At 70.1% G+C, this 14,627-nt stretch carries 14 protein-coding genes and 1 pseudogene; 8 read left to right on the plus strand and 7 right to left on the minus strand.

Annotation, left to right across the window (positions count from 1 at the left end; translation table 11 throughout):
• Positions 1 to 43: 43 nt before the first annotated feature.
• Both HMPREF9336_RS16310 and HMPREF9336_RS16315 read left to right on the plus strand, forming a co-directional pair.
• Positions 44 to 1,402: an ABC1 kinase family protein gene (locus HMPREF9336_RS16310; RefSeq protein ID WP_007468891.1), complete on the plus strand. Its 1,359-nt coding sequence runs from the start codon at positions 44 to 46 to the stop codon at positions 1,400 to 1,402.
• Between the two features lie 29 nt (positions 1,403 to 1,431).
• On the plus strand, positions 1,432 to 2,826 hold the full coding sequence (locus HMPREF9336_RS16315) for a CoA transferase (protein ID WP_021030879.1): 1,395 nt from the start codon (positions 1,432 to 1,434) through the stop codon (positions 2,824 to 2,826).
• Here the strand turns inward: HMPREF9336_RS16315 and HMPREF9336_RS16320 are convergent.
• Positions 2,810 to 3,610 carry an acyl-CoA thioesterase gene (locus HMPREF9336_RS16320; RefSeq protein WP_007468894.1) on the minus strand — a complete coding sequence of 267 codons (801 nt, stop codon included), beginning with the start codon at positions 3,608 to 3,610 and terminating at the stop codon, positions 2,810 to 2,812. The genes HMPREF9336_RS16315 and HMPREF9336_RS16320 overlap by 17 nt on opposite strands.
• A 102-nt stretch (positions 3,611 to 3,712) precedes the next feature.
• Here HMPREF9336_RS16320 and HMPREF9336_RS16325 point away from each other — a divergent pair, with 102 nt between their 5' ends.
• Positions 3,713 to 4,303 carry a DinB family protein gene (locus tag HMPREF9336_RS16325; protein WP_007468895.1) on the plus strand — a complete coding sequence of 197 codons (591 nt, stop codon included), beginning with the start codon at positions 3,713 to 3,715 and terminating at the stop codon, positions 4,301 to 4,303.
• 11 nt (positions 4,304 to 4,314) lie between these two features.
• Complete coding sequence (locus HMPREF9336_RS16330; RefSeq protein WP_007468896.1) at positions 4,315 to 5,040, plus strand: hypothetical protein; 726 nt, start codon at positions 4,315 to 4,317, stop codon at positions 5,038 to 5,040.
• Between the two features lie 222 nt (positions 5,041 to 5,262).
• Here the strand turns inward: HMPREF9336_RS16330 and HMPREF9336_RS16335 are convergent.
• Together HMPREF9336_RS16335 and HMPREF9336_RS16340 are read right to left on the minus strand one after the other, a co-directional pair.
• A pseudogene (locus tag HMPREF9336_RS16335) lies at positions 5,263 to 6,120 on the minus strand (class I SAM-dependent methyltransferase); the annotation flags it as partial.
• Positions 6,121 to 6,255: 135 nt separating this feature from the next.
• The gene (locus HMPREF9336_RS16340) at positions 6,256 to 6,855 is read right to left on the minus strand and encodes a TetR/AcrR family transcriptional regulator (RefSeq protein WP_007468898.1); all 600 of its coding nucleotides are present in this window, start codon (positions 6,853 to 6,855) and stop codon (positions 6,256 to 6,258) included.
• 76 nt (positions 6,856 to 6,931) lie between these two features.
• Between HMPREF9336_RS16340 and HMPREF9336_RS16345 the strand changes: the two genes are divergently transcribed.
• Both HMPREF9336_RS16345 and HMPREF9336_RS16350 read left to right on the plus strand, forming a co-directional pair.
• Positions 6,932 to 7,858, plus strand: a complete 927-nt coding sequence (locus tag HMPREF9336_RS16345; protein ID WP_007468899.1) for an SDR family NAD(P)-dependent oxidoreductase — start codon at positions 6,932 to 6,934, stop codon at positions 7,856 to 7,858.
• The gene (locus tag HMPREF9336_RS16350; RefSeq protein ID WP_021030882.1) at positions 7,858 to 9,477 is read left to right on the plus strand and encodes an AMP-binding protein; all 1,620 of its coding nucleotides are present in this window, start codon (positions 7,858 to 7,860) and stop codon (positions 9,475 to 9,477) included. Before HMPREF9336_RS16345 ends, HMPREF9336_RS16350 begins: the two co-directional genes overlap by 1 nt.
• A 14-nt stretch (positions 9,478 to 9,491) precedes the next feature.
• On the opposite strand, the gene HMPREF9336_RS16355 is transcribed toward HMPREF9336_RS16350, so the two are convergent.
• Positions 9,492 to 9,929 carry a MerR family transcriptional regulator gene (locus HMPREF9336_RS16355; RefSeq protein WP_007468901.1) on the minus strand — a complete coding sequence of 146 codons (438 nt, stop codon included), beginning with the start codon at positions 9,927 to 9,929 and terminating at the stop codon, positions 9,492 to 9,494.
• A gap of 51 nt (positions 9,930 to 9,980) precedes the next feature.
• On the opposite strand from HMPREF9336_RS16355, the gene HMPREF9336_RS16360 reads away from it, so the two are divergent.
• Positions 9,981 to 10,949, plus strand: a complete 969-nt coding sequence (locus tag HMPREF9336_RS16360) for an oxidoreductase (RefSeq protein ID WP_007468902.1) — start codon at positions 9,981 to 9,983, stop codon at positions 10,947 to 10,949.
• On the opposite strand, the gene HMPREF9336_RS16365 is transcribed toward HMPREF9336_RS16360, so the two are convergent.
• The 3 genes from HMPREF9336_RS16365 to HMPREF9336_RS16375 all read right to left on the minus strand — a co-directional run bounded on the left by HMPREF9336_RS16365 (position 10,921) and on the right by HMPREF9336_RS16375 (position 13,198).
• Positions 10,921 to 11,934, minus strand: coding sequence for a cation diffusion facilitator family transporter (locus tag HMPREF9336_RS16365; protein ID WP_007468903.1), 1,014 nt, complete (start codon positions 11,932 to 11,934; stop codon positions 10,921 to 10,923). The genes HMPREF9336_RS16360 and HMPREF9336_RS16365 overlap by 29 nt on opposite strands.
• Positions 11,931 to 12,347 carry an ArsR/SmtB family transcription factor gene (locus HMPREF9336_RS16370; RefSeq protein WP_007468904.1) on the minus strand — a complete coding sequence of 139 codons (417 nt, stop codon included), beginning with the start codon at positions 12,345 to 12,347 and terminating at the stop codon, positions 11,931 to 11,933. Before HMPREF9336_RS16370 ends, HMPREF9336_RS16365 begins: the two co-directional genes overlap by 4 nt.
• Before the next feature lie 74 nt (positions 12,348 to 12,421).
• On the minus strand, positions 12,422 to 13,198 hold the full coding sequence (locus tag HMPREF9336_RS16375) for a TetR/AcrR family transcriptional regulator (protein WP_021030884.1): 777 nt from the start codon (positions 13,196 to 13,198) through the stop codon (positions 12,422 to 12,424).
• 150 nt (positions 13,199 to 13,348) lie between these two features.
• Between HMPREF9336_RS16375 and HMPREF9336_RS16380 the strand changes: the two genes are divergently transcribed.
• Positions 13,349 to 14,608 carry an FAD-dependent oxidoreductase gene (locus HMPREF9336_RS16380; RefSeq protein ID WP_007468905.1) on the plus strand — a complete coding sequence of 420 codons (1,260 nt, stop codon included), beginning with the start codon at positions 13,349 to 13,351 and terminating at the stop codon, positions 14,606 to 14,608.
• Positions 14,609 to 14,627: the final 19 nt, after the last annotated feature.

Below are 14,627 nucleotides of genomic sequence, written 5' to 3' on the forward strand. Positions count from 1 at the left end.
GCCCTGCTATGCTGGGCAAAACTTCATTGAGGAGGCTGTGGCATTGGGTGAAGACATCCCTCGCAAAGGGTGGCGGCGGAACGCGAAATTAGCCTCCTTCTCCGTCGGCGTGGCGGGCCGCGCCGCCGCCGGGCTTGGGAAACGGTTGGGCGGCAAGAGCCAGGACGAAGTCAACGTCGAGATGGCGGTCAGGACCGCGGAGGAGCTGTTCAAAGTCCTCGGCGAGCTCAAGGGCGTCGCGATGAAGGTCGGACAGCTCCTGAGCATCTACGAGATCGCGCTGCCCGAGGAGATCGCGGCCCCGTTCCGCGAGCAATTGGCCAAACTGCAGGACGAGGCCCCGCCACTGCCGGCGAACCGGATTCATCGAGTGCTCGACCAGCAGCTCGGCACCCGTTGGCGCGAGCGGTTCCAGTCGTTCGGCGACGCCCCCGTCGCGGCGGCCAGCATCGGCCAGGTCCATCGGGCTGTCTGGTCCGACGGCAGGCCGGTGGCCGTCAAGGTGCAGTACCCAGGCGCGGACGAGGCGGTCCGCAGCGATTTGCGGACGATCCGGAGCCTGTCCAAGCTGATCAAGCCGATCCTGCCGCAGATGGACGTCGACACGCTGCTCCAAGAGGCCGTCGACCGCACCGAAGAGGAGCTGAACTACCGGCAGGAGGCGGACAACCAGCGCCTGTTCGCCAAGGCGTACAGGGGCCACCCGCGCTTTTTCGTGCCGAAGGTGCTGGCCAGCTCGCCGAAGGTCCTCGTCTCCGAATGGATCGAGGGGGTCTCGTTGCGGACGATCATCGCGGAGGGGAGCCAGGCGCAGCGCGATTTGGCCGCCGAGCGGCTCCTGGAGTTCACTGTGGCCAGCCCGGTGGTCGTCAAGGCGCTGCACGTCGACCCGCACCCGGGCAATTTCATGCTGATGGACGACGGGCGGCTGGGCGTGCTCGACTTCGGCGCGGCGGCCCAGTACCCAGACGGCCTGCCACGGGCGATCGGCAAATGCCTCCGGCTGTCTCTCGCGGAGCGGTTCGACGAGGCGACCGAGGAGTTCCAGGCGGCGGGCTTTCTGCGCAAGGGCGAGCCGATCCCGGAGCATCTCATCGTGAAATACGCGCCGCTGGTGGAGGAGATCTTCGGCGAGGAGCGCTTCCACATGTCGCGGGAGAAGGTCCAGGAGATCGTCGGCGACGCCACGGGGATCTTGCTCGGCGAGAACGGCATGCGGACGGTCCAGTTCGGACGCAAGCTCAACATGCCGACCGAATACTTGATGATCGGGCGGGCGCTGAGCGGCGTCGGCACGATCATCGGGCAGCTCGACGCGGACGTGCCAGCGCGGGCGCTCGCCGAGCAATGGCTCCCTGGCTTCGTGGAGAAAGGCTCGGCGGACGCGCTCTCGCGCGCCTGAGGCCCGTCCGGCGGACTAGCATCGGAGCCATGCCGGTTTCCCTCGCGGACGTCCCCGCGCTGCACGAATGGCTGTCCCCGGCTCTCGGCCGCGTGCCGGACGAGGCGGTGGCCAGGATCGACGGGCCGAGGACGTGGTGGTCGGGGCCGCTCGACGTGGAGGGCCTGGCGCTGGGCAGCGTGCAGGCCGCCCTGTCCGCCGCGCAGCTCCTCTTCGGCAGGGCTTCCCGGCTTTCCTCCGACGCGGCCTCGGTGGCCTCGGCCTTCGACTCGTTGGGGCATTTGCGGGTGGGCGGACGAGCCCCGGAAGGCTTCGCCCCGCTCTCCGGATACTTCCCGACCCGCGACGGCTGGGTCCGGCTGCACGCGAACTACCCGCAGCACGAACGGGCGCTGCGCGCCGCGACGGGCGCGACGACGAAAACAGAGCTGTCGCGCGCGCTCGCCGAGCTGTCGGCGGAGGACGTCGCCGCGCGCGTCACCGAGGCGGGCGGGCTCGCCGTCGTCCTGCGCGCGGCAGCGGCGTGGCGGGAGAGCCCCATGGGCCGGGCCGTGGACGAGCAGCCGTGGATCCGGTTCGAGCTGGGCGAAGGCGGGCGGCGGGGGCTGGCGGAGCAGGGCTCGCTGGCCGGGACGCGCGTGCTGGACCTCACCAGGGTGATCGCCGGACCGGTCGCGACGCGTTTGCTGGCCTTGTTCGGCGCGGACGTGCTGCGCGTGGACCCGCCCGGCAATCCCGAGCTGCTCGACCAGCACATCGACGCGGGGTTCGGCAAGCGCAGCGCCGTCGCGGACTTCGCCGACCCCGCGCGGCTGGCGGCGGTGATCGAGCTCGCGGGCTCCGCCGACGTGGTGGTCTCGGGCTACCGTCCGGGGGCGCTGCGCCGTTTCGGGCTGGACGCGCGGAGCCTGCGCGAGCGTTTCCCCGCCCTCGTGGTGGTCACGCTCGACGCGTGGGGAGACCAGGGGCCGTGGGGGGAGCGCCGGGGCTTCGACTCGGTGGTGCAGTCCGCGACCGGGATCGGCGAGCGTTACGGACGTACGGACGAGCATGGCTCGTGGCGCCCCGGCGCGTTGCCGGTCCAGGCGCTCGACCACGCCACCGGCTACGGCGCGGCCGCAGCGGCGCTGGCGCTGCTGGCGAGGCGGCGCGAGTCCGGGGCCGGTTGGGCGCATCTGTGCCTGGCGCGCACCGCGCACCTGCTGCTCGACCTCGAGGTGCCCGAGCAGACGCGGCGGGAGCTGGCCGGAGCCGAGGGCGAAGCCGCGTCCTCGTTCGGACCGCTGCGCTTCGCGCTGCCGCCGGTGTTCGCGGACGGGGCCCGACTGGACTACCGTTCGGTTCCCGGCCCGTACGGGGCGGATCCGCTCGCGTGGGCTTCGCGGGCCGGCCGCGCTTCCCGCCCGCTCACTTCGGGTCTTTGAAGTACACGAGCTGGTGGGTGGTCGCGAGCAGGGTCCCGTCCTGTCCGAAGAGCTGCCCGTACTGGTCGAAATGGCCGTGGCCGAACCGCGCCGCGCGGGCGGTCGCGAGCACGTGGGCTTCGCCATGGGCGGCCAGCTCGTCCTTGGTCGCGTGGTAGTACACGGTCAGCGAGACCGTGCCCGCGGGCATGTAGGAGCCTTGGCGGAGGAAGACGCGGGGGAAGAACGTGTCGGCCAGCGCGGTCAACGCCGGGTGGTCCAGCGGCCGAGGCGGGTTGTCTCGGATCCAGAGCGTGGAGGTGGAGTCGTCGGCGGGCTCGGCGGCGAGCGCTCCGACGATGAACCGCGACTCGTAGTTCTTCGCCCATGTCGCGAACTCGGGGAACTCGAAGACCGGGTACGCCTCGGGCGCATCGGCGGCGGGCGGTTTCGCCTCGTTCTCGCCCCAGGTCTGGCGGGCGAGGCCGAGGACCGCGGTGCCGGAGAGGACGGCGGTCTCGCCCTGATGGGCGGTGAAGGACCAGTGCTGGTTGGTGCGGTTCGTCCGCAGCGGCCGCAGCGCCAACGTCCAGTCGCCCTGCTCCAGCGGGGCCAGGTAGTTGATGGTGAGCGCCAACGGGGAGCCGAGCGCCTCTGGGTGCGACTGCACCGCGGCCACCACGGTCGCTGCGGTGACCCCGCCGAAGGGGCTGACCATGTTGGCGTAGGCGGGGCTGGTGCGGGCGGCGAAGTCGTACCGGCCCACCGCCTCGGCGGCGATAGTCGCGTCGAAAGCGTGTTGCATCGGGTCCGTTGGCCTTTCACTCCGGGCGCTGGTGCGCTGTAGCAGCGTAGCCGCTCGGGCGGGTCCGGCCGCGAGGCCGGGCCGCGTGGCAGACTGGGACGGGTGTCCGAAGAAATGATGAAGGCGGATCTGCGCGCCTCCCTGCAAACCGCCCGCGAAGCCGTGCTGTGGAAGCTCGACGGGCTCTCGGAGTACGACGCGCGCAGGCCGCTCACCTTGACGGGGACGAACCTGCTCGGCCTGGTCAAGCATTTGGCGAGCGTCGAGTTCGGGTATTTCGGGCTGACGTTCGCCAGACCGCCCGAGGAGGATCTGCCCTGGTGGGCGGACGGGGCCGACCCGAGCGGCGACATGTGGGCCACGCCAGAGGAGGCTCGGGAAGACATTGTCGCGCTCTACCGGCGCGCGTGGGCGTGGGCCGAGACGACGATCCAGACGCGGGGGCTGGCGGACCGGGGCCGGGTGCCCTGGTGGCCCGAAGAGCGCGCCGAGCCGACCCTGCACCACGTCTTGGTCCATGTGACCTCGGAGACTCATCGGCACGCTGGTCACGCGGACATCGTCCGCGAGCTGATCGACGGCTCCGCCGGGTATCGGGAGGGCAACGACAACCTCGCCATCAGCGGCGCGGCAGGGTGGGCGCAACACCGAGATAAGCTCGAACGCGTGGCGAAACAGGCAGGTTTGATGTGAAGATGATTCGGATGTCCCGTTCGGCGAAGGCCGTTCCGGCGTTCGCCGCCGCGCTCGCGGTGGCGCTCTCCGGTTGCTCGGACAAGCAGCAGAGCGCGCCGAGCAGCGGCAAAGCCGCTCCCTCGGCCTCGACGGCCGTCGCGCTCCCTCCGGCGGAAGTGGTCACGCCCAAGGACGCGGACAAGAAGGAGCCGTTGCGGCCGAAGTTCGGCCAGCCGATCACCTACCAGCGCGACGGGGTGTCCATCACGGTCGCCCCGCGCGGCTGGGAGAAGACGAAGGAAACGCCGCAGGGGCTCGTCGGCAACCTCCTCGACTGCGGGCTGTGGTGGCGCGTGGCGCAGACGTGGATCGTTGACGCGAAGCCCGACACGGACTGGCGCAGCTGGCGGCGGGACTTCCAGGGGGTGTTCGGCCTGTTCGGCGAGGCCAAGGACGCGAAGTACGGCTTCTACAGCGAGGTGGCGCTCTCTGCCGTCTCGGACGCCCCGGACGATCTGGACAAAGCCCTCGGCAAGGCCGTGCGGGACTGGGACCACAAAGCGCCGCTGCACTTCGAGCAGACCGGCGCGCAGTACCTCGCGAGCTGCAAGGTCAACACCGGGCCGGAAGCGTCCCAGGGCGCCGAGCAGTTCATCCCGGACACCCGTCCGCTCTTCGGCGTGGAGCTGACGCTGCCCTCGGTCGTGGGGCAGAACCCTCGGACCTGGCCGACGGTGGCGATCTGGACCCCGTGACCGAGCCGTCGCCGGCTTCTGCGGCGGTCATCGGTTGTATCGAGCCGGGCCGGGCGGGCTGCTCCGCTATTCGCGTCAGCCGCGCTCGGAGCTCTCGGCCTGCTCCTGCCAGGACTGCTTGGCGACCTTGGTCCGCCTCGCGTTGGGGACGAAGTTCCGGTCGATCTGGAACCCCCCGAGGTCGATCTGGCCCCGGTCCGGCCCGAGCCACTCGGGCTGCTGCTTGGTGAGGGTGAACTGGATCAAGTTGATCTGGCCGGCGCGGAAGTAGTGCTCGCAGCCTTCCAGGTATTTGTCGTAGATCCGGAAGGTCTCCGGCGAGGTCAGCTCGATGGCCCGGTCCTTGTTCGCCCGAAGGTTCTCTCGCCAGGTCTGCAGCGTCTTCGCGTAGTGCAGGCCGAGCCACTGCATGTTGTCGCAGCGAAAGCCCACGCGGGCGGAGTCGGTGAAGACCATCTGCGGCGTCGGCAGCTGCGCCCCTGGGAAGATGTACCGCGTCAAGAGGTAGAGGAAGCGCAGCCCGGTCCCGTTGAGCGGGGTGCCGCGTTTTTGCCACTCCTCGAAGGTGTGCCACACGATCGTGTGCAGGAGGTAGACGCCGTCGTCCGGCAGGATCTCGGCGACCTTGTCCCAGTAGGCGTCGTGGCGCTCGTAGCGGAAATGCTCGAACGAGCCGATGGTGATGATCCGGTCGGCTTTGCCTTCGAACTCCTCCCACCCCTGCAGGAGCACTTCGGCCTTCCTCGGGCCGTCGAGCTGGTCGAACTTGGCTCGCAGATAGTCGTACTGCTCCGTCGAGATCGTGAGCCCGATGACGTTCACGTCGTACTTCTCGTACGCCCGGAGCAAAGCGGAACCCCATCCGCAGCCGATGTCCAAGAGCGTCATCCCCGGCTTGAGGTTCAGCTTCTCCAGCGTGAGGTCGATTTTCGCGAGCTGCGCTTCTTCCAACGTCATTCCTGGCCTTGGCCAGTACGCGCATGTGTAGGTCATCGTTGGATCGAGCCACAAGGCGAAGAACTCGTTCGACAAGTCGTAATGCGCCTCGATGTCACCGTAGAAGGGTTTGAGTTTTGGCACGGTTCCGAGTCTTCCACAGATTCCGTCCAAAAATGCTGACAAAATGGTCACGATATTTCCGTGTCAGCATGGATCGGCGCCGGGCAAAAGATCGCGGGAATTTCATATCCGACGGACTCCGCGTCCCGTGCCCGGTCATCGGGCGGGGCGCAGGAACGGCTCGGCGAGCGCGGCGATCTCGACCAGCAGGGCGGCGGATACTTTCGGGTCGATGATCCGGCGCACCGCGACGCCCACCACGAGGTTGAGCATGGCCTCGGCGACCTTCCGTACCGGCAGCGTTCCGGCCGCTTCCTCGGGCAGCAGCCTCTCGATGGACTCCGCGATGAAGTCGACGCTGCGCGCGTGCCGCCCGCCCTCCTCCTTGACCAGGTCGGGATTCCCCCGCGCGGCCAGCGCGAACTCCAGCTCCAAGAGGGGCCATCCGCTTTGCAGCACCGCCTCGCTCCAGCGCTCGATCTTCGCGACGGACTCGGGGGAGCGCTCGCTGAGGATCGCTTCGAGCTCTGCGGTCCGTTCGGCCTGGATGCCGTGCAGCACTTCGAGCGCGAGCGCCGCCTTATTCGGGAAATTCGAGTAAAAGGCCCCGCTGGAGAAGCCCGCGTGCTCGGTCACGGCGGTGACTCCGGTGGCGTTGTACCCGTCGCGCAGGAACAGCTCGCGCGCCGAGGCGAGCAGCAGCGCGCGGGTCTGCGCCTGGCTGTCGGCTCGGGTCATGCGGGCGGAGCGGGTCATGCGTGGTATCGTAGCGGCGTTATCCAGATAATGCTACTATCTGGATATCATCGATATTCGAATGAGAGGTGCCGTTATGTCCGCTCCGTCGATCTGGGGACGAGCCGAAGAGCTGCTCATGGAGGTGGTCGGCCCGAGGCGGCTCAAGAGCCTCCCCGAGCTCAGCGCGGAAGTGCGGGGGAAAGTCGCCCTGGTCACCGGCGCGTCGTTCGGGCAGGGCGAGGCCACCGCGCGGCTGCTGGCCAGCGCAGGCGCGGTCGTCGTCCTCGCGGCGCGGACCAAGGAGCGGCTGGACGAGGTCGTCGCCGAGATCGAGGCACAAGGGGGCCGGGCCCACGCCTACCAGGTGGACATGGGCGATCTGCCGGGGGTCGAGCGGTTCGCGGCCCAGGTGCTCGCGGACCACGGCCATGTGGACTACCTCATCCACAACGCGGGCAAGTCGCTGCGCCGGTCCATCTACCTCTCCTGCGAGCGGACCAAGGACATGGACGCGATGGTCGGGGTGAACTTCCTCGGGCCGATGCGGCTGACGATGGCGCTCTTGCCGAGCATGCGGGAGCGCCGCAGCGGCCATATCGTGAACATCTGCACGGCGGGGGTCCAGTTCCCTGTGGCGCCGAGGTGGGGCTTCTACCAGGCGTGCAAGGCGGGGTTCGACATCTGGCTGCGTTCGGTCGCGATGGAGACCCGCGCCGACGGGATCGGCCTGAGCAGCATCTACGCGGGCCATCTGAAGACAAGGATGGTGGCCACCGGCTGGGTGCACCGGATGCCGGGGCACACCCCGGAGCAGGCCGCGCAGATCATCGCGCGCTCGCTGGTGCGCAAGCCGCGCATCCAGTCCCCGATCATCGGCAGGCCCGCGGAGGTGGCCTCGGTGATCTTCCGCGTCCCGGTCGAGATGTGGCTGGGCTTCGTCAACCGGTACACGGGGGAGACGAAAGCCTCGCTCAGCGCCCTCGAGGCGGCCAAAGCGAGGCAGTCGGCGGAGTCGGCCTGATGCGGGGCTCCTTGCGGCGGGCGGCGGGCACGGTCCTCGGGGCGGCCCGCGCGGGGCTCGGCTCCGGGGTCCTCGGCCCGGTCGGGCCGAGGACTCTCGCGCGGATGCTCCGGGCCGTCGTCCGGTTCGGCCCGAGCCCGGCGACGTTGGTCGCGGTGGCCGCGGCCCGAACCCCGGACCGGCTCGCGGTCGTCGACGAGACCGGCCAGCTGAGCTACGCGCGGCTCCAGGAGCAGTGCGAGGCGGTCAGCGCGGCGCTCTACGCCGCATCGGGCCGCAGGGCCCCGGAATCGGTCGGCGTGCTGTGCCGCAACCACCGGGGCTTCGTCCAGGCGCTCGTCGTGGCGCTGCAACTGGGCAGCGAGGTCGTGCTGGTCAACACGGAGCTGCCTGAGGCGCAGTTGGGCCACATCCTGCGCCGCCACCGGCCCGAGACGTTGATCGCCGACGCCGAATACCTGCCCGCCCTCGCCTCGGCGGGGTACGAGGGCAGGCTCGTCGTCGCGGACCTGGAGCGGGCGGACGGCGCGCAGACCCTCGCCGGGCTGGCCGCCGCCGAGGGCCTGCGGCCGCCACGGGTGCGCCGCCCCAGCAGGATCACCATGTTGACCTCCGGGACCACGGGCCTGGCGAAGGGCGTGCCCAAATCGGTCAGCCCGCTCGGCGTGATCGGTCTCGCGGTCTCGGGCCTGAACGTGCTGCGGCTGCGGGCGGGGGACGTGATGCTGGTGGCCCCGCCGCTCTTCCACGGGTTCGGGATGCTCGCCGCGGTGGCTTCTTTCGCGGTGGGCGGGACGCTGGTGTGCGCCAAGAAGTTCGACGGCGCGTGGGCGCTGGAGGCCATCGAGCGGCACCGGGTCTCGGTCTTCTTCGGGGTGCCGGTGATGTTCCAACGCCTCCTCGCCGCCGCGGGGCCCGCGCCGAGGCGGACCGGCCTGCGGCTCGCCCTGACCGGCGCGGCCCCGATGCCGCCGCACGTGGTCAGAGAGTTCGCCGGAGTGTTCGGGGACATCATGGTCAACGGGTACGGGTCCACCGAGGTCGGGATCGTGTCCCTCGCAGCGCCCCGCGATCTCGCCGAAGCCCCCGGCACGGTCGGCCGCCCGGTCCTCGGGGTCGGCGTGCGCGTGCTGGGCGAGGACCGGGCTCAGCTCGCCCCCGGCCAGACCGGCGAGGTGTTCGTCAAAGGCGGCCTTGCGACCTCGGCGTACACCGAGGACCCGGTGAAGAGCCCGGCGGCAAAAGAGGTCGTCGCCGGGTACATCAGCACCGGGGACATGGGCCATTTCGACGCCGACGGCAGGCTGTACGTGGACGGGCGGGCGGACGACATGATTGTCTCCGGCGGGGAGAACATCTTCCCCGGCGAGGTGGAAGAGGCGCTGTGCGCCCACGCTGCGCTCGCCGACGTCGTGGTGCGCGGCGTCCCCGACCAGGAGTACGGCCAGGTGCTGCGCGCCTACGTCGTGGTCGCGCCGCAGAGCGAGCCGCCGACGGCGGAGGAGCTCAAGGCGCATGTGAAAGGTCGGTTGGAGCGGTACAAAGTGCCCAAAGAATTCGTCTTCCTGCCGGAGATCCCCCGCAACCCCAGCGGCAAAGTGGTCTTGCCGAGGAGCTGACCGCGCCGCTCCGGCTAGCGGCCCCGGCCCTGCGCGGGGAGGGTCGGGTCCCAGAGGCCCTCGGCCTCGCCCGCGCGCAGATGCCGCTCGTAGACCTCGGTCTTCCACGCGATGATCGCGCGGGCCGCTTCGAGCGCCTCGATCTGCTCGTCGAGCCGGGCGCGCTGCGCGGACAGGAACGCGAGCCGTTCGCGCTCGTTCCCCGGCCCCTGTCGGACGAGCGCGGCGAAGCGCTTGAGGTCGGACAGCGGCACGCCGGTCGCCCGGAGTCGGACGCAGATGCGCAACCAGTCGACATCGGCCTCGCTGTAGCGGCGGCGGCCTCCCGAATCGCGCGAGACCGGGCCGATCAGCAGCCGTTCGCGCTCGTAGAAACGCAGCGCGTGCGCGCTCATGCCGACTGCGTCGGCGACCTCGCCGATGGCGTAGCCCGGATCTTTTTTGCCTGCCATGCGCCACGGACCCCTTGACTTAGACTGCGCTTTATATCGTAGCTTCGCGGCATGACGACGAAAGAACAACGCCCCATCGGGTCAGGGTTCGGCGCGGCCGCGACTGCGGGGGAGGTGCTAGACGGCTTAGACCTGACCGGACGCGCCGCGCTGGTGACCGGCGGGTCCTCCGGTCTCGGCCTTGAGACGGTCCGGGCGCTCTCCAGCGCCGGAGCGCGGGTCATCGCCCCGGTCCGCAAGGCCGACGCGGCCCGGACGGCGCTGGCAGGGGCGGCGGACGTGCGGCTGGTCGACCGCTTCGACTTGGGCGACCTCGCGAGCGTCGCCAGCGCCGCCGAGGAAATCGCCGGGCTGGTCGACCGGCTCGACATCGTGGTCGCGGCGGCGGGCGTCATGGCGACCCCAAGCCGGCCGGTCGGACCGGGCTGGGACTATCAGCTCTCCGTCAACCATCTGGGCCATTTCGCGCTCATCGCCAGGCTCTACCCCTTGCTGGCCGCGCGGGGCGCGAGGGTGGTCGTCTACTCTTCGGCTGGGCATCACGCGTCGGATATCCGATGGGACGACCCGCACTTCTTGGGCGGGTACGACAAATGGGCCGCGTACGGCCAGTCCAAGACCGCGAACATCTTGTTCGCCGCCCAGCTGGACGTGTTCGGCCGGCAGGACGGCGTCCGAGCGTTCTCCCTGCACCCGGGGAAGATCATGACCGGGCTCCAACGCGATATCGCGGCGGAGGAACTGCTTGCGCTCGGCTGGGTCGACCAGGACGGGAAGGTCCTCCTGCCGGATCTGAAAACGCCGAGCCAAGGAGCCGCGACGGGGCTGTGGGCGGCGACCAGCCCCGCCTTGGACGGCAGGGGCGGCCTCTACCTCGAAGACTGCGACGTCGCGCTCCTTGCGGAGCCGAACGGGTCGATGGACGACGGCGGCGTGCGGCCGTACGCGCTCGATCCCGGCTCCGCCGAGCGCCTGTGGCGGCTGACCTCGGCTATGACCGCGACGGATTTGGTCCGGTGAGCCGGGCGGGGTAGGCGTGGACGAGCGCGGAGGAGAGCTTGGGGATCGCGTGGGCCAGCTCGTGCTCGGCGTGGTGGGCCAGCTGATGGGCGGCCTCAAGGCTGGTGCGCGGCTCGATGTCCAGCTCGGCTTCCGCGTGGAGCCGGTGCCCGATCCAGCGCATCCGAAGCGCCCGTACGCCCCGGACCTCGGGGAGCGCCGCGAGGACAGTTTCGGCGCTCTCCACCAGGCTCGGATCGACCCCGTCCATGAGCCTGCCGAACACCTCGCGGACGGCGGCGCGCAGAACGAGGAGGATCGCGACCATGATCATCAGGCCGACGATCGGGTCGGCGGAGGGAAAGCCGAGCGCCGCGCACGCGGAGCCGGCGACCACGGCCAACGACGTGTAGCCGTCCGTGCGCGCGTGCAGCCCGTCCGCGACCAGCGCCGCCGAGCCGATCTTTCGCCCGACCCTGATCCGGTAGACGGCCACGAGCTCGTTGCCGAGAAACCCCGCGAGCCCCGCCGCGGCGACCCAGCCGAGATGCCCGATGGGCTGCGGATGGATCAGCCTGAGCGCCGCCTCGAAGCCAGCGACCAGCGCGGACAGCGCGATCATGGCGATGACGAACAGCCCGGCGATGTCCTCGGCCCGACCGAACCCGTAGGTGAAGCGCTTGGTGGCAGCGCGGCGGCCGAGCGCGAACGCGATCCACAGGGGGACCGCGGTCAGCGCGTCGGACGCGTTGTGCGTCGTGTCCGCCAACAGCGCCACCGACCCGGAGGCCGCGACGACGGCGAGCTGCGCCAGCGCCGTCGCGCCCAGCGCGATCAGGCTGATCTTGACGGCCCGGATGCCCTCCGCGCTCGACTCCAGCGCCTCGTCCATCTTGTCTGCGGCGTCGTGGCTGTGCGGGACGAGCGCGTGGCGCACCGCCCCGAACAGGCCGTCCCGACGAGACTGGTCGTGGTGGTGGCTGTGCCCGTGATGCCCGCCGCTCATGCGCCGAGCCCGTTCCGGCGCTGGGGCTTGGCGACGTTCTGGTGCAGCACGCGCAGCTCCTCCTCGCCCCGGTGGTGTGCGGGGACTTCCGGCCCCGCGTGCTCGGCGTTGAACACCGCGTCGGTGAGCAACTGGCGCACATGGTCGTTCTCCAACCGGTAGAACACCTGCACGCCCTCCTTGCGGGTCTTCACCAGCCGGGCCATCCGCAGTTTCGCCAGGTGCTGCGAGACCGACGATGCGGGCTTGCCGACGTGCTCGGCCAACTCGTTCACCGAGCACTCCCGGTCCACCAAAGCCCAAAGCACCCGCACTCGCGTCGCGTCGGTGAGCATGCGGAACACCTCAACGATCAGATCGACCTGGTCGTCGGGCAGCCGCCGACGGCACACTCCTCTATTATCTGCATGCATACGCAGATAATAGAGGTTCTGTGGCCGGTTCCGCTACCGCTGGACCAGGCACACGCGCGTGATGGGGGAGCGGGCTACGCGCGGGCCCCGCGCAGGAAGGCTTCGGCGAAGATCTCGCAGCTCTCGTGCAGCTCGGGGAAGGCCAGCCCGACCACGTTCTCCGCGGCGGGCCGCAGGGCGGTGTGCATCACGACGGGGGCGACCATCTGCTGCATCAGCACGAGCAGCGGCATGTCGCGAATCCGGCCCGCCGCGATCTCGTCGGCGAGCCACCGCCCGAGGCTGGCGAGCATGCGGGGGGCGGTGTGCTGGGCCAGCGCGCTCACGGCGGGGTCGTTTGGGCGGGCCATCAGCTCGGCGAACATGGCGGGGAGGACCCTCGGCTCGCGGCTGAACGCCGCCGCGATCCGCCGGTAGACGAGGTGCACGGTCTCCTCGAAGCTGGCCTCTTTGTCGGCAACGGCCTCCTCGATGTCGAGGACCGGGCCGAACCGGTCGAAGACGGCGCGCAGCAGCTCGTCCCTCCCGCCGAACGTCGCGTAGAGGCTGTGGACCGAACACGCCGCCCTGGTCGCGACGGCCTCAAGGGTCGTGGCGGACAGTCCGCGCTCGTGGATCAGCTCCGCCGCGGCGAGAGTGGCCCGCTCGCGCACCGGGGCGCGCCCGCCGGGGTCGACCCCGGCGGCGCGGACGGCGGCGTCCAGCGCGTGCCGCGTGCCGCCGAGGCGGCGCAGCAGCGTGCTGCGCGAGATCCCCGCCTCGCGGGCGACGTCGACCAGCGGCACGTCGGCGACGTCCTTGCCCAGCGCCTCCGCCGCGCGCAGCGCAGCGCGCACAATGCCGTCCGGCACGGCGGCTCCCGGTCTCGTTGTTGTCACCGCACGAGTATACCCCTGGACAAAGGAACTCTTATACATGTAATCTTTATTCGAATTTCAAAGGACTTGTTCCGCGCGGAACAGGCTCCACACAATGGGCGAATCCGCCGGAAGGAGCGAACGATGAGCGAGAAGACAACCTGCGTGGTGGTCGGGGGAGGCCCCGCCGGAATGTTCGCGGGCCTGCTGCTGGCGCGCGGCGGCGTGGACGTCGTCGTGCTGGAGAAGCACGGAGACTTCCTGCGGGACTTCCGGGGCGACACCGTGCACCCGTCCACGCTGCGGCTCCTCGACGAGCTCGGCCTGTACGGCCGGTTCGCCAAACTGCCGCAGAGCAAACTCGAACGGGTGTCGCTCGACATGCCCGGCGGCAAGGCCGCCGTCGCGGATTTCACCCGGCTGCGGGTCCCGCACCAGCACATCGCCATGGTGCCGCAATGGGACCTCTTGGACATGCTGGCCGAGGCCGGGCGGGAAGAGCCGCATTTCGACCTGCGCATGCGCCATGAGGTCGTCGGGCTGCTGCGCGAGGAGTCCGGGAAGATCGCGGGCGTGCGCTACACCGGCCCGGAAGGCCAGGGCGAGCTGCGGGCCGACCTGACGCTCGTGTGCGACGGGCGCTGGTCCCGATGCCGCCAAGAGGCCGGTCTGGTCGCCCGCGAGTTCCGCATCGGCACCGACATCTGGTGGTTCCGAGCGCCCACAGCGCCGGGAATCGGCACCGAGCTGCTGCCGCGCTTCAAGGATGGGAAGTTCTTCGGGATCATACCGCGCGAGGGCTATTTGCAGATCGCCCGTTTCATCCGCAAGGGAGCGGACGCCGAATTGCGAGAGCGCGGACTGGAGACGTTCCGCCGCGACATCGCCGAGGCCATTCCGGAGCTGGCCGGATCGGTCGGCGAGATCAAGTCGCTGGACGAGGTCAAACTCCTGGACATGCGGGTGAACCGGCTGCCGGTCTGGCACGTCGACGGCCTTTTGTGCATCGGGGACGCCGCCCACGCCATGTCGGGGCTTGGCGGGGTCGGCATCAACATCGCCGTGCAGGATGCCGTGGCGGCGGCGCGGATACTGGCGAAGCCCCTGCGCGAGGGGCTCCTCTCCCGCAAGGATCTGGCGGCGGTCCAACGCCGCCGCATGTTCCCCGCCGCCGCGACCCAAGCAGTCCAGGTCTTCGCCCATCGGCGGATCCTCGATCCGATCGTCGCCGGCGGGACGACGAAGTCCGCGCCGAGCTGGCTCTTGGGCCTGCTCTCCCGCTTTCCATGGTTATCTGTGCTCCCTGCGCGCTTCGTCGGGATGGGCGTGCGGCCCGAACACGCCCCCGACTTCGCCCGCCGCCCCCAGCTCGCGGACAGCCGGGCGGACGGCGTTCGCGGCTGACGGCTCCCTAGAATCGTCA

The organism is Segniliparus rugosus ATCC BAA-974 (assembly GCF_000185725.2).
Lineage (GTDB): Bacteria > Actinomycetota > Actinomycetes > Mycobacteriales > Mycobacteriaceae > Segniliparus > Segniliparus rugosus.